The 18,961-nt window shown below is 49.8% G+C and carries 16 protein-coding genes; 8 read left to right on the forward strand and 8 right to left on the reverse strand.

The window, feature by feature from the left end:
• Positions 1 to 12 precede the first annotated feature (12 nt).
• The 4 genes from EKK48_05290 to EKK48_05305 all read left to right on the forward strand — a co-directional run bounded on the left by EKK48_05290 (position 13) and on the right by EKK48_05305 (position 4,775).
• The gene (locus EKK48_05290; GenBank protein ID RTL44666.1) at positions 13 to 1,059 is read left to right on the forward strand and encodes a hypothetical protein; all 1,047 of its coding nucleotides are present in this window, start codon (positions 13 to 15) and stop codon (positions 1,057 to 1,059) included.
• A gap of 1,187 nt (positions 1,060 to 2,246) precedes the next feature.
• Positions 2,247 to 2,879 (forward strand): hypothetical protein, encoded by a 633-nt coding sequence (locus EKK48_05295; GenBank protein RTL44997.1) that lies wholly within the window; start codon positions 2,247 to 2,249, stop codon positions 2,877 to 2,879.
• 147 nt (positions 2,880 to 3,026) lie between these two features.
• On the forward strand, positions 3,027 to 3,644 hold the full coding sequence (locus EKK48_05300; protein ID RTL44667.1) for an NUDIX hydrolase: 618 nt from the start codon (positions 3,027 to 3,029) through the stop codon (positions 3,642 to 3,644).
• A 105-nt stretch (positions 3,645 to 3,749) separates the two neighbouring features.
• Positions 3,750 to 4,775: an NADAR family protein gene (locus EKK48_05305; protein ID RTL44668.1), complete on the forward strand. Its 1,026-nt coding sequence runs from the start codon at positions 3,750 to 3,752 to the stop codon at positions 4,773 to 4,775.
• A gap of 3 nt (positions 4,776 to 4,778) precedes the next feature.
• On the opposite strand, the gene EKK48_05310 is transcribed toward EKK48_05305, so the two are convergent.
• On the reverse strand, positions 4,779 to 5,636 hold the full coding sequence (locus EKK48_05310; GenBank protein RTL44669.1) for a CPBP family intramembrane metalloprotease: 858 nt from the start codon (positions 5,634 to 5,636) through the stop codon (positions 4,779 to 4,781).
• 125 nt (positions 5,637 to 5,761) lie between these two features.
• Between EKK48_05310 and EKK48_05315 the strand changes: the two genes are divergently transcribed.
• On the forward strand, positions 5,762 to 6,661 hold the full coding sequence (locus tag EKK48_05315) for a formamidopyrimidine-DNA glycosylase (protein ID RTL44670.1): 900 nt from the start codon (positions 5,762 to 5,764) through the stop codon (positions 6,659 to 6,661).
• Positions 6,662 to 7,466: 805 nt separating this feature from the next.
• Here the strand turns inward: EKK48_05315 and EKK48_05320 are convergent.
• The gene (locus tag EKK48_05320; GenBank protein RTL44671.1) at positions 7,467 to 7,646 is read right to left on the reverse strand and encodes a hypothetical protein; all 180 of its coding nucleotides are present in this window, start codon (positions 7,644 to 7,646) and stop codon (positions 7,467 to 7,469) included.
• 169 nt (positions 7,647 to 7,815) lie between these two features.
• Here EKK48_05320 and EKK48_05325 point away from each other — a divergent pair, with 169 nt between their 5' ends.
• Positions 7,816 to 8,622: a hypothetical protein gene (locus EKK48_05325; GenBank protein ID RTL44672.1), complete on the forward strand. Its 807-nt coding sequence runs from the start codon at positions 7,816 to 7,818 to the stop codon at positions 8,620 to 8,622.
• 8 nt (positions 8,623 to 8,630) lie between these two features.
• Here EKK48_05325 and EKK48_05330 read toward each other — a convergent pair whose 3' ends face one another.
• Together EKK48_05330 and EKK48_05335 are read right to left on the reverse strand one after the other, a co-directional pair.
• Positions 8,631 to 9,218 carry a xanthine phosphoribosyltransferase gene (locus EKK48_05330; GenBank protein ID RTL44673.1) on the reverse strand — a complete coding sequence of 196 codons (588 nt, stop codon included), beginning with the start codon at positions 9,216 to 9,218 and terminating at the stop codon, positions 8,631 to 8,633.
• Between the two features lie 130 nt (positions 9,219 to 9,348).
• Complete coding sequence (locus tag EKK48_05335) at positions 9,349 to 9,837, reverse strand: GNAT family N-acetyltransferase (protein RTL44674.1); 489 nt, start codon at positions 9,835 to 9,837, stop codon at positions 9,349 to 9,351.
• 212 nt (positions 9,838 to 10,049) lie between these two features.
• On the opposite strand from EKK48_05335, the gene EKK48_05340 reads away from it, so the two are divergent.
• Positions 10,050 to 11,015: a hypothetical protein gene (locus EKK48_05340; GenBank protein RTL44675.1), complete on the forward strand. Its 966-nt coding sequence runs from the start codon at positions 10,050 to 10,052 to the stop codon at positions 11,013 to 11,015.
• Between the two features lie 12 nt (positions 11,016 to 11,027).
• Positions 11,028 to 12,200, forward strand: coding sequence for a DUF692 family protein (locus tag EKK48_05345; GenBank protein ID RTL44676.1), 1,173 nt, complete (start codon positions 11,028 to 11,030; stop codon positions 12,198 to 12,200).
• On the opposite strand, the gene EKK48_05350 is transcribed toward EKK48_05345, so the two are convergent.
• From EKK48_05350 to EKK48_05365, 4 genes are all read right to left on the reverse strand, one after another.
• Positions 12,197 to 13,255: a hypothetical protein gene (locus tag EKK48_05350; protein RTL44677.1), complete on the reverse strand. Its 1,059-nt coding sequence runs from the start codon at positions 13,253 to 13,255 to the stop codon at positions 12,197 to 12,199. The genes EKK48_05345 and EKK48_05350 overlap by 4 nt on opposite strands.
• A gap of 144 nt (positions 13,256 to 13,399) precedes the next feature.
• Positions 13,400 to 14,815, reverse strand: coding sequence for a copper oxidase (locus tag EKK48_05355; GenBank protein RTL44678.1), 1,416 nt, complete (start codon positions 14,813 to 14,815; stop codon positions 13,400 to 13,402).
• A 35-nt stretch (positions 14,816 to 14,850) separates the two neighbouring features.
• Entirely contained in the window at positions 14,851 to 16,119 is a 1,269-nt protein-coding gene (locus EKK48_05360; GenBank protein RTL44998.1) for a TolC family protein, read from the reverse strand.
• Positions 16,120 to 16,539: 420 nt separating this feature from the next.
• On the reverse strand, positions 16,540 to 18,738 hold the full coding sequence (locus tag EKK48_05365) for a hypothetical protein (protein ID RTL44679.1): 2,199 nt from the start codon (positions 18,736 to 18,738) through the stop codon (positions 16,540 to 16,542).
• Positions 18,739 to 18,961 lie beyond the last annotated feature (223 nt).

Consider the following 18,961-nt stretch of genomic DNA (forward strand, 5'->3'; position numbering starts at 1 on the left):
GGATTAACTTGCATGATAGAACAGTCTGAGGCCGAAAGAATCGCACTTCGCCACGTCAACGGAAACTGTGCCGCCGGTGAAGAAAAATTCGAGATCACTCGTTGCGATGAGAAACGCTACGGCTGGGTCATGCACTATGACGGTAAAGGCGAAGATCGTGGACAGTACGAAGGTAATGTTCCAGTTGTAGTGGAACGAGAAACTGGAAAACTTACAGTGCTTTACGGATCAGCCTGGCCACTGGAAAAAACTCTGGGCTGGTTTGAAGCCGAATGGTTGTGGCGTTACGAGCTAAATTCAGCACTCGAATCAGCAAAAGAAGGCGACTACGCTGAAGCAGAATCGAGATTGGAAAAATGCCTGCGCCGAGTAGAAGAAATGCTCGGAGACCGACCGCACAATCAGGGTGGACGCTTAACCACCGAGTTTTCGCTGATTTGTTTGAACAGCCTTGGTGAATTGCAAATCAAAGCTGGTAACCACGAAGTGGCCAATGAGCGCTTACTGGAAGCAAAACAGAAACTGGACAAGCTCTCTCCAATTACGCAGGTGGCGATGCTTGAACATCGAGTTCCACTGCTGCAGAATTTGATTGCTTTGAGAATCAAAGAGAAACGAATGCGCGAAGCAGACCAGTTCAAACGCGAAATAGCCACCGCATATCGTACCGCTCGCGAGTTCAGCAAATCGCAGGAGGTGCTTGAACAGCAGCTCGAAAAGAGAGTTGAGATGTACCCACAGGGTCATCCGTCTGTGGCGCAAACACTGACAGATCTGGCGATACTAAAAAGCGATCTCAACCAATACTTCGAAGCGCAACTTTTTCTAGATGCGGCGATGAAAATTTGGGAGCCTATCTTGCAAGATCCGGCATTGTTAAAAAAACACGCAGATGCTGCCGTCGCCACGTTTCCATTGCCCGTTCTCTTGCAATGCGCAGCCGAAACAATGGACAGCTATGCAAGCTATGTCTTGATGCGGCAAGGAAGAAGAGAAGAAGCTGTGGAACTGCGCGACCGAGCCAAATTGTTAATGGCGCAAAACAGCATGGCAACTTGAGTCTTAGCTGAATCGAGCTGCTATGCCCGCACTACTATCTTGCTAGATCGAGCTGCTATGCCCACACTACTATCTTACTAGATCGACTGCTATGCCCCGCGCGACAATCTCTCACGGACCTGGTAGGTGTCAGTTAAATATTTATTGACAACCATTCGGCTCGCTGTTATATTCGTATCGCCCACATAATACATACTTACCAGTCTAGCCCCGAGCAGACTTGCCGCGAAGTTGTTTGTCAATCGACTACAACTGCCCTGCAAATTCGGGTCTGGAAAATGCGAATAAGGCCCGCTATGCCAAGACCGCCAGCACTGGAAAACATGCAGATGGAAGCGCCAAGCGCAGGATCTGGCTTGTTCATTCATGCATTCGCTGATGTGCTGCCCAGGGCTGCATTTGCGGGACCAAGAGAGTTGCCGACATCCTTGAGCTTTTCCAGCGACATATACGGCAAAGCGGTTGATGCGATACCACCTGCAACAGCAGAGCAGCTGCGCACAGTCTTCGATAAATCCACCGGTGTGACAATAACCTCGCCAGCCGAAAATGCAAAGAGTGGACAGCAGCCAGACTTCTTCCTGGGCGAAGACGGCAAGTTAAGACCGAATCCTGACAAGAAAACACCAAATAAAGATGGTTCCATAAACATAGAATTGCAATCGAAAAACAAATCTGAAGTCGATGCAAAAAAGCTTGCAGATCAACTGCAAAAGGCTGCGATCAAAGACCTGATCAGCTATTTCACCAGAAATAACAAGGGTCAAAAAGTTCCTCAAGACTGGTTGGATCAGTTATCTAAAGAACCAGACTTGCCACCAGCACCAGTGCCAATCGAAACAGCACCTGTGGACAATACGCCACAACCTCAACCCCCACAAGACACACCACAACCTCAACCACAGCCACAGCCGGGTCAGGACTCTCAACCAAGGCAGAGCACTCCGAGCTACGGCTCAGACAGCGGCGGTGGTGGTGGCGGTGGAGGTTCATCCGGCGGCGGCGGCGGCGGCGGCGGTGGCGGTGGGGACTACGGCGGCGGAGGTGGCGGCGGCGGCGGCGGTCGCTCTTACTCCGGAGGCGATGGTGGTTCCGCATCATCGAACGCCCCCAGAGCAGACGTCACAGATTTACAACCACTCAAAGACGTTCCAAGCCCAACTCCAAACGGCGGCGGTCTAGCTCATCTGCAAGAAGCAATAGATCGAGCCAATAGCGGCGGTGCGCCGATCAGCGTCTTGCAATACGGTGACTCGCACGTTGTCGCCGGCACCGAGCCAAAAGCCATCGAAGACGCGCTGAAATCGCTCGGACCTGTCCAATACGATACGATGGCAAAAGTAGGCATCAGCGCCAACTATCCGCTCACCGACACAGCCAACTGGCTGGATAAGCCTATTCAGAAAGACAATCCGGACTTGATTATCCTCTCGTTTGGAAGCAATGACTCAGTCGGACCACAAAACCAGGCTGCTTATGAGGCAAGCTATCAGAAACTAATCGATAACGTCAGGGAACGCGCCCCGAATGCCTCAATCCTCATAGTCGGACCAAGCGACGGTGATTCTATCGTAGGCGCGAACAAAGGTAATACATTACCCGGACTGGACGCGGTTGTTGCCGCTCAGCGAGAAGTAGCCCAGAAAAACGGGCTGGATTTCTTTGACTTGCGCCAGTCGATGGGTGGTCCAGGGTCAATCGAAAGCTGGCACGCAAATGGACTTGCAGGCGACGACAAGCTGCACTTCACGACGAAAGGTTACGAGTTAATTGGCAATGCAGTCGCCAACCACATCAAAGACCAGGTACATAAAAAATAGTGAAACAGCCACTGCTGTTTAGCTCAGCCTTGAAATGAGACACTAGGACAAGTGGCCTGCGTCATGGCTGAAATTCCAGCAGGACACTGTTCACCGCATGTTCACTGGCTTCAGAGAATATGCCTTTGATAGCAAAAGGGATCTGTTATGAAGAACGAGGTCTTGACTCGGGCGCAGCCGTTGATCAATGTCAATCCAGACGACAAGGATTGGCTGAGCTGGCAAAAGCACTCAAAAGAAAAGCTGGCCGACTGCAAAGTCTTCTCAGTCAATAAAGTTGTTGCGACCAGTAAGTGTGCAGAGAAGAAAACCGGACACTTCTATACTCTCGATTGCGGCGCGTGGGTCAACGTAATCGCAATCACCGATGATGACCATGTGGTCATGGTTGAGCAATACAGACATGGTGTGGAAGATCTCACACTAGAGATACCAGGCGGAAGTGTAGACGATACCGATGCCGACCCACTCGAAGCTGCAGTGCGCGAGCTCAGAGAAGAGACAGGGTTCGTCAGCGAATCATGGGCATTTCTGGGCAAGACACATCCAAACCCGGCACTGCAAGGTAATCTCTGTTACACATATCTGGCGAGGGGCGTGCGACAGATCGAATCACCGAAATTCGATGGCACTGGAACAGAAAAGATCAACACGCGAATGGTAAGACTCAGTGAAATCAACAGCCTGATCGGGAAAGGTCAGATCAGTCACGCACTGGTTATAGTGGCATTCCATTTTTTGAATGTGCAAGAATCGACCATTTAATAGATTCCTCTAAAATGCTTAGATCTCCGTTCGAGCGCGCTTTTGCTCGACAGCAGGTGTCCAATGTTTGTCAACCTGCGTTAGAACAGAGTTGAGGAATATGAGATGGACAATAGAGAACAACCGCTAAACATCGGCTCGATTAAGGGAGAACTTATAGCAAAGGAAATGTCGAACTTCGAACACTCACCGTTTCAATTGGACGGTAGAAGATTCGAGTCGGTGGAAGGTTTCTATGTCTGGCTAAAATTCACAGGTAATGAAGACAAACAGAAGATCGCTCAGACTCTGTACAGCTATGAGGCAAAAAAGTTTGGCAAGTCATCTACGGCGACAAGCTCTGAATATGGTGGCGAAACATTTGCACTGGGAAGTCCTCAACACCATGCCTTGATTAAGCGAGCAATTCAAGCCAAATTAGTCCAGCATCCAGACATAGCCAGGCGCTTCGCCGAAACCCATCCACGTCCAATAATTCACGACTTCGGCTATCCCGAGGCTCCGTCACGCCTTCCTGCCGCAGCTTTCGTAAAATTGTTAGAGGAATTGCGAGACGATCTGGTAACTGGAAGACTAATAACTGAACTGGGTACCGCAGCGGAGCTATCAGCTGAAGCCGCCGCCATCGAATCTGCAAAGAGACCGCAGCCAATAGCGGAAGCGTTACGCGTATTGGCGGCGAATCAAGACATCGCCTCCGAAAGCAAATTTGCGACCGCGAGGCGTCACCCTCTTTTAGAGTATGCCAGTGCATTGGAAGAGTCACAGTTCAAAGTAGTAGGGTTGGTTGCTGCAGGAACAAACAGCATTGTTCTTGAACTACCAGACAATCTTGTCTTGAAGATTTCATCCACTCTATTGCCGGCTAAATTTAGACGGTGGCAATTCCATTTGCATATTCTCGAAAAATTTGTAGTGACTAGCTCCACCGGTTACAGCTTCCAGCTCTATACTCAACCCAAAGGAGCAAGCCCCGTAAGACCGGACGACTTCGTGTCATTCGAGCGCGAAGTGCGTCGCATGGGTTGGGAATTGACGAACCCGAGCCCCACACAGCTTTGTTACTACAATGGCTCTGTTAAACTGCACGATGCATTTGGCGCGTACAAGATAATAACGGCACAGAGTTGAGAATTAAGTCTCCGTCAACTCTGCGAAAGCGCCTTTGTTAATTGAATACCAGGTCGCGATAACACCGCAGACAATACCAACTACGAGACCAGGCACGCTACCTTCAGGACCGAATGGACCGCCACTGGCAAGGGTTCCACCTGCAGTCTGCGCGCTAATTAGAGAAGCTCCGAAGTTCTGCCCTGAAACTATCGTACCGAAAACCGGACCTTCGAAAAAATTCCAAGCCCAATGCAGCCCCAGCGGCAGCCAAATTCTACGATTAATGAGGAAGACAGCATTGAGAAGAAATCCTGCTTCGAAAATCAAAAATATACATCCTAGAAGTTGCTGCCAGACTGTCGTATCAGGCACTGTGTTTATCATATGGACAAGCCCAAACAAGGTGGACGCAATCACCAGAGCGGGAACCGTACCCCACTTCCTTTCACAAGTTTGAAAGACGAAAACTCGAAAAATAACTTCTTCAACTATTGCCGCAAAAAAGAACAAGATGAATGGGTATACGAGATTCGCCTGCCAGTTCAGAGCGACAACTTTGTAAGCACCCAGCAGATACATGCCGAGAATAGCACCACCGGAAACGATGATACCTAGAAAGAAACCAATCACGGTTTCATTGAGAGCGCCCTTTGTGACTATACCTGTACTTGCAAAAGATCGCTTCTGGACGACTACAACAAACAGCACCAGCAAAAGAACACAGTAAACCGTCTCAAGGAAAACATTGAGCATCAGACTTAACGACATAGGCATGACAACGAATTGGTTTAACAGGCTCCATGAGCCGTAAAGCAAAATGAGAAACAGCGATAGATAGCCAAAAACTTGAGTGGCTGGATGCAGCCAGAATTGTTTCAATCATCTATCCTCGTGATCTGCCATGTTCACTATACCTGCTTATTGACTGGAAATCGAAAAGTAACAATCGCTACTGAAATAGGGTTATTATTTCTAAGGACTGTAGCAATTACCTCGGAGATTCCGTGCCCGAGCTTCCAGATATTAAAGCCTATATCCAGGCTCTTGAACCGCGCATAGTGGCACAGCCGCTTGAGAAAATACGAATCGCCAGTGTTTTTCTGCTGAGAACAGCTGAGCCTCCAATTGAAGTGGCGCAGGGTCGAACCGTGCGCGAGTTGCGGCGCATCGGCAAACGCATTGCCATCGGGCTGGATGGAGATGTATGGCTGGTCTTGCACCTGATGATTGCCGGTCGCTTGCACTGGAGAGCCCGAGATGCAAAATTAGGCGGGCGAAACAACCTGGCAGCCTTTGACTTTCCGAATGGATCGCTTGTCCTGACTGAAGCAGGCACAAAGAGGCGAGCATCACTCCACGTGTTACAGGGGCAGGAGGCTTTAGATGCCATAGATCCGGGCGGCATCGAGGTATTTGAAACCGACCTCGAAACGTTCAAGAGCGCCCTATCATTGGAGAACCGCACGCTCAAGCGAGCCCTGACAGATCCGCGTATCATCAGCGGCATTGGCAATGCCTACTCAGACGAAATCTTGCATGCAGCGAAGCTTTCGCCAATCGCGCGAACGCAGAAATTGTCAGCGGAACAGTGGGAGAAATTGTATGAAGCGACGAAAAACACCTTGACTCTCTGGATCGAGAAGCTCAATCAAGAAGCTCAAAAATCATTTCCAGAAAAAGTGACTGCATTTCGAGACGATATGGCAGTCCATGGTCGATACCAGAAGCCCTGCCCGGTCTGCGGTGAGCCGATTCAGCGCATCAGATACGCCGACAATGAAACAAACTACTGTGCGCGCTGCCAAACAAACGGCGAGCTACTAGCCGACCGCAGCCTTTCACGCCTGCTCAAATCCGATTGGCCGAAAACACTGGATGAACTGGAAGCACTGAAGAAGAAGTGACAAAATAACAAAATACGTTGACTACTAATACCATTGCTTTAAATCCCGCTGCTGGGAAACGTAATCGAGGGTGAATCGATTACGCACCCTGCCTGGCTGTCTCAACGTCTCACAATCGAAGACTACACCAGTTGCAACGGACATCTTAAAGACACGCGCCATAAAGCTGTATCACCTCATGCCACCATAGAGCATTTGAGATTTAACGGCTTCGTGCCTTCGCCTGGCCATTTCACTCACCGCCTGATGCGCCGGTTCGGGCAGTAGCTGGCTGTGCTCGACTGTCGCGCGCCGTTCAAACCACACCTGGTTTTCCGGCTCAGAAAATTTTCGCGACAATCGCATAAAACCTGCAAAGCGTGTCTTATATGCAATTCGACCTTCCGGAGCGTCGCATACTAGACCGTTAGCGCTCAGGAATACTCTTTCAACGAAGAGTTGTAAGAGGTTTCTCGGTAATCTGCTTACATATAAAACGAATCGCATGATATTTTCCTCCATCATGTTTTACTGAACTAACAACGAAAAAACTAGAAGTAAACCAACTTGCAGAACGCCGCACCAATCTATCGGCACCATATACAGTGCCTGCAAGAGCGTTGTCTGCCGAACCGGCTCTGTCACAGCCGGTCAGGCATTCCAACGGTTGGCGATGCGCTCGCCAATTCTATTTACGAAGACACGCGCTGAATTCGCACTCAAACAGCGATCATCTTCTTTATTCAGGACGCAGAAGTGTCACACGATAATGCGCGCAGCAATATCCGAACTGCTTGTCTCTGACCGACTTTTAGAGGTTCTTCAACTAACGCTCAGACTGAGGATGCATCGGTTTCGGCGATGCGCCCGGCGTCTCATTGAGCCACTCTCTAATATTTGAAAACTGGCATCCGGTCGAGCCACCGCGGACCTTATCCGCGCCCAAAAACCGCTGCACAGCCTGCTTAGACGTGTAAGCAACATATGTATTTGCCAGCGATTTCATAGCCCATACTCCAATACGATGAACTTCTAGCTTAGTATAAGTGTTGACAAAGTGTCAAGACAAAATTTTGCAAAACAACTGCACATGGTGGCACTTGTTATTGCGTTGCAATCGGTCGCAGATTGGGTTTTCGCGTGATAATCTATGCATACAAATTAGCGAGACAATTATGAACAATCATCTTCATCTTATTTGTGACTATGCACCAGGCGACATGGCATGGGCAGAAGTTTTCTCTGCGTTTTGCGCGGGGCTACCAACGTCTGTACGCATGCACATGAGCAGCGTAGGCTCGTTCGACACTATCGCTACGGGATTCCTGGTCGGACAACTGGGGAATGCGGACGAAAACTTGCGTCCGGCAGATCTCTTAATTTTCGCAAACTGCGCGCCGAGAAAAGATATCAAACACGCACGCGCCAACAACGAAGGTGAGGGTTTGCTATTTTGCACATTGAAAAACGGAGTGCAAATCATTGCGGTCAACAGTGGCTACTCACTCTCATTTGTTAAATATGACATTCAAGAAGTCTGGAGTACGGTCAACGAAGATCAAGGAAGTCAATTTCGCTCCCGTGACTACTTTCCGCAAAAAGTTCGAGCCGTAATCAAGGAAGATTTTTCGTTTCTGCTCCACCAACTTGACGCATTGACGACGATTCCCGACCCGCCCAAAGAAGCGATTGGCTACATCGACTCTTTTGGCAATATGAAAACGACATTCCGCACTGGCAACCAATTGCCCGACAATTTCATACCGGGCAGCCGCCTCAAGGTAAGAATCGGCGGGGTAATTCGCACGGCGACGGTGGCCACGGGCAGCTTCAACGTGATGGAAGGTGATTTGGCGTTCGCCCCGGGCAGTTCAGGACAGGAGCGCAAATACTGGGAATTGTTCCAGCGCGGCGGCTCAGCCTGGCGCGAGTTCGGTAATCCACCGACCGGCACCAAAATTCACATCGACGAAGACGAATAAACGAGTCGTTACAGCTTGCTGGCTTGACCGGCAAAGATTATTTTGTCGCCTTCGAAGCGCTCAATTTCGGCAAGAGATTCAACCGGAACATTCAGTGGTTTCAGTAATGTTCTGCCGCCTTCAAAGCCCTTCTCAATAACAGCACCGACGCCAACCAATGTTGCACCACTGGCCTTAACCAGTTTGACCAGAGCGAGGATAGTGCGCGCCGAAGCCAGGAAATCATCAATAATCAAAATGCGGTCGCTGGAGGTCATATATTCCGCAGAGACAATCAGCTCCACATCTTTCTTATGAGTGTGCGATTCTGCTGTTTCCTTATATGCTCCCGGCGCCATGGTTATGGGCTGGTGTTTACGAGCGAAAACAATTGGTACCTGCAAAACCATTCCAGCCGCCAGAGAGGGCGCGATACCACTGGTTTCGGCAGTTAAGATGCGCGTAGCATTAACGTTAGCAAAACGCTTGCCAAACTCCTCGCCTACAGCTTTCATCAAAGCAGGATCGATCTGGTGATTCATGAAAGCGTCGACTTTAAGAATGCCATTACCAAGGTACTTTCCGTCCTTGAGAATCCGATCGCGCAAAATCTGCATTGTTCACCCCTCCATGCGTCGCATGATTATATGTCATGAGGGACAGCGCAGCGGCGCTTCATGACACCCTAAATCGATTCACTGACTGGAAACACTGAATCAACCGACTTAGCGGGATTCCAACTTGCGCTTACTTTTGCTTACAAATGTCCCAGGTAAAGAACATTTTTGTGCCCGACAAGGTGTCCAACTTCTTGTAAAAGTTAATCCCTCGCTCGTTAAACACAGGAGTCTGCCATCGCACTGTCTTGCATTCGGCTTTGAGAGCTTCGTCCCGAATGAAATTCATAATCTCCATGCCTATTCCAGAGCCGCGCAGCTCAGGCTTCAAATAAAGCGCATCCAGCAGCATATGTGGCGCCATCGCCCAACTGTCGTATTGGACCATGTAATTACAGTAGCCACGCACTTCTCCATCGCTCTCGATCAGTATCGAATTAAACGGTGCGGGGCTTGTATCGAGACACTTTTTTAGTGCTTCCAATTTGCCTTCAGTGGGGAAATCTTCCTTTTCATATTCGGCGTGAGCCACTATCAAATCGAGCAGCGCTTGTGCATCCGAAGAGGTGGCTTTGCGAATCGAATACTTTATTTTGGCTGTGGAATTTTGATCAGTCATAGGTTTGCTGAGTGGAATTTCTTAAACTACCGTATGGCGTCTTCTAACGCGCCGACTCATCATAACGGCTACGCCAGGTCCGGGGACGCAAATCCAGCGCGTCGCCGACAAGGCAGGACAGAGTTTATCATGACTCAGCTATCAGCTATTAAGATGCATTCCGCATGTTTCCTGTACACTTGAAGACCATAAGCCTCAGGCGGAGTAACTACATGCGAAAGAAATCGGTATTAGCACTGTTGTTTGCAGGAGGACTCCTGAGTTCAAAACATCCTGCACTGTCTGCCGATTATCGTTCTACTGAAGGTCACAAAGACAATGGCGTTGTCCAAAGCGTAGCGGAAGATTCGCAGCTACCACCAGAACTGAGAGCATACTTTCTTCTCCAACTGGTGGAAGGTTTAATTGACCGCAGGAGCTCCATCGGTGAGAAAAAATTTGAATACAAAGTGCAGGTCAGTCAATCGTGGTGGCTATCAAAAAAACAAACGGCTCTGCGAGACTTTTTGCAACGTGTAGCTCGCAGCGAGCAATTGGAACAAAAGAATCCCAGTTCTAATCCGATACCTGCCGCAACAAAGAAATTTGCGCAGTCAATGATCACCAAAGCGCTTGCAGAACTTGATTCAAGCAGCGACGACTTCTGCAAGTTGAACTTTTACTTTATTGCTTCGAATCAGTTCAAAATATTTGGAGATCAAAGCGGCTACTTGAAATACAAGAAGATCGTAGATGATGCCATTCATTCTTGCGAAGCAGACAATTCAACCGCTAACGACAATACTATCCTGGCTGCAGCAGCGATTCTGGACGCCATGGCGTACGCAATAATACCGGTAAATATCCCTGATCGATTCGACCTGAAAAATTCTGAAAAGGTCGATTTTACCGAGCAAGAGTATTCAGAAAGCCGAAAGCTCAAACAGCGTTCTAATGCCATTCTCGATCACCTCAAATCAGACAATCACAACAGGCGCAAAGCACATCGGGATCTGGCCCTCTGGTATTTAGTGCTTCAGAAAGACCAGGAAAGCGAAGCGGAGAAAAAAGTCTTGTTTGACCTGGTGGGAATTCACGACGACCGATTACTCTTCCCGACCTCTGGCGGTTGTGGTCACGTGGTCTGGTGGGTAGTAGATGTCAAAGAACAAGTTGGCTACGACTGTGGAATGGGATGACAGTCGACAAAAATGAAACCAGCGCAACTTAAACCAATGCTGGGAGTATCTCTGATGCCGTCGGATGATTTCCGAAAAGCGTCCCGCAGTCTATTTGAAAGTAACCAGATCCAGGTCATAGAGTGGAGTTTCGATTTTTCATGGCTGGGAAATGAAATAGAGCCCTGGTGCACAGAAATCATCGATCGCTTCAGCAGCTCAAACAATCTAATTGGTCATGGGGTTACGCTCTCGCCGCTATCAGCCAACTTCTCAAAGCGCCAGGAGAACTGGCTGGCCAGGGTGCGCGATGAATTTAAAACACGAAACTACGTACATGCATCTGAACATTTTGGCTTCTCTGAGGCAGGGCCAATTTCGCATGGCGCACCAATTGCGGTGCCAATGACGGCGGAATCACTCCGCACCGGCACAGAGATGCTGAAACGCTATGCTGAGGCAACGCAATGTCCGGTGGGCTTGGAGAACCTCGCCTTTGCATTCAGCCTCGATGACGTTAAGCGCCAGGGCGAATTTATTGACCGCCTCATCTCCGCTGTCGATGGTTTCCTTGTCCTTGACGTGCACAACTTGTATTGTCAGGTTGCGAACTTTGACGTTCCGATAACGGATTTACTGAACTCATATCCACTCACAAAAGTTCGCGAGATGCACCTCGCAGGAGGTTCATGGTCTGAGTCGGAATCACGAAAACGTTTTGCTGTGCGCCGGGACACACACGACGACAGTGTGCCGCAAGATGTATTCAATTTTGCCGCCCTGGGGCTAAAACTCTGTCCAAACATCGAATTCGTAATTTTGGAGAGACTCGGGTGGACAATGTTGGATGAAGAAGCGCAAGCTGGATTTCGAGAAGATTTTGAAACGCTTGCGGAGATCCTGGACGCGACCTATTCTCAATCACCGTTGTTAAATGCAGAAGCTCTGTTTTCAAATCCGGACTGGCGTCCAGTATTGAGAGAGTCCTTTCTGCCAGGCTCGACGGAAAAACAATGCCTTCCAGAATACCAGAATCGACTTTTGGAGCTTCTCTCAAGCAACAAGCCAAGCGCTGAGATATTCGAACTGCTGAAAAGCGATCCCGCGTTCGAGAACTACCAGAACTACGTTTCGAACTTTGATCCAGACATGGTCGCCGTCGCTTGCGAACTCATGAGAAAGTGGGCGCGTCGAACCGAGTGCTAATTTGCAAGCTGCCGCAAACCTGGCAAGATATGCTCGTTCCACACATGATCGTTTACGTGCAGCAAAAACGAGAGATTGCTGATAATGCCACCGCTTGGATCAGACTTAGCAGCAGGTGGAAGCAAACTCGGAAGTTTGATTTCTTCTTGATAGTCTTTGACCACAGCGAGACTGTACTGCACTCCGTGCAAAGCAGCAATCGGTCCCTGAGCCTTTTTTATTACGGTAACTTTGCATCCGTCGCGCTTTTCCAGCAGTGACAAAAGAGTGCCTACATCAAAAAATGGAGTCAACGTGACATCAGCGAGCACTACTCCCGGTGCCACCTCTTTAGCCTTTGGCGCGATTTCATGAGAAGCCAATACGGCCTCGTCGTAGGTGGTGACGCCAACCTGCAACGCATCGACGGCGCGCTGGTCCCCCTCGACGGCTGATACCCACTGCGCAAACAATTTCTCCTGCGCCCTTTCTCGCTCGTCAGGTCGTTCAGGATCGTAAGTTGGAAGTGTCGCCACCCCCTTGGCCAGCAACTGCGAAATCGGCGTGCCCGTCACCTGCAAAGATGGCTGTCCATCAAGCTTGGCGGCATCCTCATCCAGTCCCTCGTAAAAAATTCCGACAGCCTTCATTGCTGCCGTCAATCCATCGGCGTCGGGATCAGCGATTATCGCCAGAGCGTCTTTGAATTCACCGACCGAAACGAGCGTACTGCATGCAGGATGCAACCCACGAGTGGTGATAACACAATCACTGCCGAGGTTCTGGCGCAACTTCTCCGTTGCCTTGATGACCTGACGGTCGCGGTCGCTCGCCGGCTCGCCTTCAACAGCATGATGGTCGCGAAAAATGACCCGAAAGCCTTCGTCCTTCAACTTATGAACCGCTTCTACGGTCGGTCCTGTGATTGGGGTGTCGATGAAGAGAACATCACGAGTCTTAGCCAGAGAGTGAGAGTCAGCACGGCGAACAAACTGCAAAATAGTCTGCACATCGTCGGCTGTGAACCCCTTGATAAACAGGGTCGGCACGGCCCGTATGGGAAAACAAATCATCATGACCTTGACTTTCGAATTCAGAACCGCCGAATCTCAGCATCAGCAGGCTGAATACACAGGAAACACCAGATCCATTATGCGTCCAAGAACGGTTCGAGAGCGTTTTGCTATCGATATTTTTAAGGCTTGATCAAAATTTCTATGTCAGGGCAAGGTGCTCTTCGCAATTGCGTCATAGATAGACCCGGGCTCGATGTGCTCATTGCTGTGCATCACCTGGCTATAGTATGGCTCAGGCAGCACTCGCAAAACAGTCATCAAGCCATGCACACCCATCGACCACCCCTTGCGCATACCGCGGGTTTCCCTGGGCTCATTGACTTTCATCATCGATGCCATATTCATGTTCATGCCTTGCATGTCCTCAGGATATCCAGGCGTTTTGAAAGCAGGCAGCTGAAGCGCATCGACAGGCTCGGGCAAATTATCCACATTCGACAGAAACTGCTGAATGTTATAGCCAGGTCTGATGCGCGGTCCCGATTGACGCACCATATGATTCATCATGTGATGAACCATGTGGCAGTGAAAAATCCAATCGCCGGGATTATTGGCAATGAATTCAAAATCCTGAACCATGGCAACGCCCACCAGCGTGTTGTTTCTCGGAATCCACGCGCTGCTTGGTATACGCCCACCTTCGCTGCCTGTTAACCAAAATGTGTGACCGTGCAGATGAATAGGATGATGCTGCATGGGACTAAAATTCATCAATCGCACCCGGACACGCTCGCCATGCTTCACTACCAGGGGAGTGGCATATGGTCCGCTGCGTCCGTTGATTGTGTGCCAGTTCCAGTCCATTTGCGTACTGTCTGCGATATTTGAATTTGCGGGAATGAGAAAGTTCTGATAGCACAGAGCAAAGTCTCGATCGACGGATGGCTCAAACGCAATTTTCGGATGAACGATAAAGAAACCGCACATTCCAAGCGCCTCTTGCATAGGCACGTGCGAGTGATAGAAGAACGTGCCGGTCTGGTGCAAACTGAATTCATAAGTGAAACTCTTGCCCGGCGGAATCGGATCTTGCACCAAATAGGGAACCCCATCCATTGCAATTGGCAGTTCAAAGCCGTGCCAATGCAAAGATGTAGGCTCCGGCAAATTGTTTTGGACGACTATTCTGACTCTATCGCCTTGAAACGCCTCAATCAGTGGACCCGGGCATGAGCCGTTATAGCCCCATACATTCATTTGATAGCCCGGCAGCAGTTCCTGCTTTACCGCCATAGCGGTCAATCGAAATTCTTTGACACCATTGACCATCCGAAATGAAAGTTTTTTGGTGTCAGGAGCCACAACCGGCACCGGCGGTAAACCGCTTTTCCGCAAGCCAGGCATCATCTTGCCGAGGTAGTGCGGACTATCAGGAGGACCACCGTATGACGGACGATAACGAGAAAACTCCTTAAAATCGGAGTCGACTCCAGCCTGATTCACTGAATGCGGTGCGACCATAGCCTCTGCCGAAGGTTGTACCCCCGCACCAGCTGCGAAGGTCAGGGCAGTACCCGCTGTCAGAAAATCTCGTCTGGTAAATCTTTCGTTTTCATCCATTTCCAATTATCCGGTTAGGTGGGAGCTACTCTGCGTTAACGTGGTTGCGGTGTTGCATCGATGTGTCCTGGTGGTGTCACTCCTGGTGGTGGCACCAATCCGCCTGTTAGCAGAAATCCATTAATCTCTACACCAGTTTGCTGACAGGCAAGCAAATGACGAATGTATTCCATTCTGGCTTTTACATAATCGCGCTGTGCCTCCAGTACAGCAGGCCATTCCAGCCTCGTATCCTTATAACTTTCAAGAGCAATTTCATACTTCTCTCTTGTCTGCGGAACCGCCACTTCGCGATAAGCACGAACGAATGCGGCGGATGTTTTGTAAGCATTGAAATGTTCAGCCAGGCGTCTTCTCAAATTGAGCTCAACCAGCCTCACCTGAGCTTTCTGTCGGGACAGATCGGCCTCAGCCTGTTGAATGGTGCCCTGGTTTCGATTAAATAGAGGGATGTTAGTGACATTGACTCCGGCGACTGCTGCAACACCTCTGTCGAGCTGGTCGTATCCGGCTCCTCCACTCAAACTGACATTAGGGATGGGCTGCCGATGTTCACGTTGCAGCGTAATTTCGTCTGATTTGAGTTTCGCCTTCGCTTCTCCTAACTCCGGACTATCAGCCAGCAACTTTTGCAGTGAGCTATCAAAGTTCAACTCGGCCGGATGCTCATCCAGGCGCCCCTTCAGCTTACTGTAGGGAGCGTCGATACCGACTACAGTCGTTAACGCTTGCCAGGCAAACTGCACTTCGTTTTGAGCCCCTATTACTCTGGCTTTCTGCAGTTCTAAGTCGATATTGGCGGCACGCAGAGTAATTTGATTTGCCTGACCCATGTTGTGCATTTCTCCGGCTGTCAGCCACATATCTTTGACTGACTTCATCATCTCTTCCTCGAGTTTCAGAAGTTCGGCGGAAGCAAGAGCTTGCAAGTAGGCCTTCTGAACATCGTTTTTAACGCGCCATCGCTGAGCAATTGCTTGCTGCTCCGCCGCTGACGTGCGAGCCTCATACTTTCGACGGCTGTATTTAAGTTTGCCGCCCAGGATCACCTCTTGCCCGATCGAGCCACCCTGGAATTCACCGGCTCCGGCAGTTGGAAGCCCCATCAAGTCACCGCGATAACCCACGGACGGATTGGGCCAGATACCGGCTTGAAGCGCTTTTCCCTTCTCACCCTTTATCTGTGCCTGGGCTTGAATCAGCGTGGGATTATTCTGTTCCGCGAGCTTTTCGAGGTCATCGAGACTGTATGATTTTGAATTTGCATTGTCGGAATCATTGATCTCGAGATGACCTTTCGGCATCAATGTCTGTGGTGGCGAGGCATTAGTCGTTCCCGACATATCCATGCCAGGCATGCCGGTTCCCGGCGATGGCATCTTCGTTGCAGGAGTGGACATATCCATGCCAGGCATGTTCATACCAGGCATGTTCATACCAGGCATGTTCATACCAGGCATGTTCATTCCTGGCATGCTCATACCGGGCATGTTCACGCCGCCGTTCGTCTGATTACGGACTGGTGATGAGGCAGATGCTATGACTCGATTGCCCGCCGCAACACACGATAAGACAAGTCGAGAATCAATACTCAAGCCGAGAAGTAGTAAAGCAGAAGCGTAAAATTTCTTGGCGTTCATAAAGCAAGCGGGCAGCTGACGTGCGTATTTTAGCAACTGTTGTTAGCAAAAACGCACGCAAGATGCGAACTTCGCCAGGCCCCATTAATGGCGCAGAGAACGACTGCGAAAACTTAGAACGAGCATTCCAGCAATAAGCAGTTGCAGCAAAAATGCAGCGGGCCAGAAAAGCTTTCTTGCCAAAGGTTCATAGTCCATTTGCAGTTCATGCGAACCAGCCGACACTGGTAGTGTCATATCGACGCATCTAAAGGTGCCAAACTTCACTGGCTGTCCGTCCAACCGGAGCTTCCAGCGAGAATCAGGCAGCTGGTGAATAATGAGCATGGCTTGCTGCGGAGCATTGAAATCGATTTTGAAATCGTTGTACGCCCAGTTTTTAAATGCGTAAGTAAAACCGGGCACGAATTTATCTTTTACGAGTTCAGAAGCATCGTGGCGCACCTCACCGGCTTCTGGAATCTCGTCTAACTTGGGATCGTCGTTGACGAATTTCGAGTTATTGTCCGGCAGGTTGTCATAGCGCGAGTCTATGTCGGAAGCAAGCTGAATTGGTGGGCTCGTGTATTCGTTCTCTTGCACCGGCAGCGGTGCACGCTTCAACTCAACAACTCGAGTTGGTTCGAGGAACCGATCGACGGGCCAAAAATCAGTGAAAATCGGCATATTCCTGAACAAACCGCCGCTAAATCCAAGAGTAAGATCAGGAGCCGCCCACGGTTTGCTAATTACTGAACGATGCTGAGAAATTTCCCGAGCAGTCTCGCGAGGCTCAGCAGGTGTTAATCGAACTGCAGCATAGGCGGGTTCATGCACCTGAGTCCGATATCTTTTCGCCAGCAAGTATTGATGGGAAAAGGCGGCATCCTTCTCGCTTACATGAGCAAAATAAGTGGTGAGATCCAACAATGCCACTATCAACAGTGCAGCAGTCAACATGCGCCGACTGGCAAGCTTTCCAGAAAGAAGATGTTGCGCCGCAAATCCACTCACGACCAGGACAGTGGTGAGGACGTAGAGTCCGGTCTCGAGATTCATATCCTTGGCGGCAAAACTACCCGAAAGCAAATTGTACGCAGCAAAGCCAATGAACGAAATCGCTACGACACCCAACATGGCAGATGTTAAGCGTCGATTGGTGAGCGAATTGCCGCGGTTTCTCAACACTACTTCCAGCGCCGCAGCTGCTCCCATGATCAGCGCAATCTGCAAATACTGCGTGTAGAAATAGAAGAGATGCTGATCCCGAGACAACATCGGGGTAATCGTCCACAGCATCGCTATAAGGGGGAAGCCCAGACAAACGACAAGCGTACCGAACGCCAGACCGGCAATAAAGCGCTCTTTTCGCCGCCATGGATAGAACGGCAGCAAGAACAAGAACGGCAAGAAGACGAGCCCTACGTAGCGAGCATTGTGCACTTCGCTTTCGTACTGATAAAACTTGAGTGCGCGGTCGAGATTTGGATTGAAAAATTCGACAGTCGATCTGCGCAACTCATGAACGCGACTGAGTACTGCTTGCGTCTTGTACTGTTCGGTACCGGTCGCGATCGTCGGTCTGATGTAGAGTTTAGACTGCTCGACAAAAATCGAGCCCAGGCAACCCACCCACAAAGCTACGGTCAGCACAAACAAACTGCCGACAGCGATCGTTCTTCGCCGATCGATGCTCGCAATCTGCTCTATTCGCACGAAGGCACGGCGAATCTGATTTGGAAATGCCGCAGCGTAACTTGCTGCACCAATGAGATAGAGCCAGGAATTATGCACAGTCCAGTAGTTAGCGGAACAAATCTGCATCAGTACAGCCGCGAGTAACATCCACAATCGGCTCTGGCTCGGCTTTTTCAAAAAGGCAATCGACGTACCCAGCACGGCAAAGAGCGTGAATGATTCCTGGAAATAGAACCAGGCCGAATTCCAAATTCCTATTGAAGAGAAGACATACGCAAGCATGAGAACAGTGATGACAGCACGACTTTCGTATATCTGCCTGAAAAACAACGTACCCGCAACGAACGTCAGAAACGGCATCAAAATAAAGGTAAAGGTTATGTACTGACTGTATTCAGGAATCGCTACGTGCACCAGGCTGAGCAGTTTTATAGCCTCAGCCCAGAGGATGAAGACAATGTGATTCGGAGTCGGCGCCAGTGGTGACAAGAACGACTGAAAGTATTGTGCATAGCCATTTGCCGTTGCCGGATTCCACCACGCGATATCTCCACTTAAACGTAGTGAGTGCATATTGGTGGCGAAAAAACTCGCTGCCTGCGACATGTCGTGGTTAGGCACCATGTGCCCTTTGATGAAATGGAAATCAAACAGCAGCACCCGCAATCCAACTAAAGCAGCCGACAAAAGAACTGCGAAAGAGAACTCTGATTTGAAGACTTTCCCAAACCGAAAAGCCGCAGAGTTATCTGCGGTCTGGGACGATTGGTTCGAGAGCAAAGTCTCTGGAGTCATAGTCTGAGTGAGAAGGACGCTTTGAAACCCCGTC

The organism is Candidatus Melainabacteria bacterium (assembly GCA_003963305.1).
Classification (GTDB): domain Bacteria; phylum Cyanobacteriota; class Vampirovibrionia; order Obscuribacterales; family Obscuribacteraceae; genus PALSA-1081.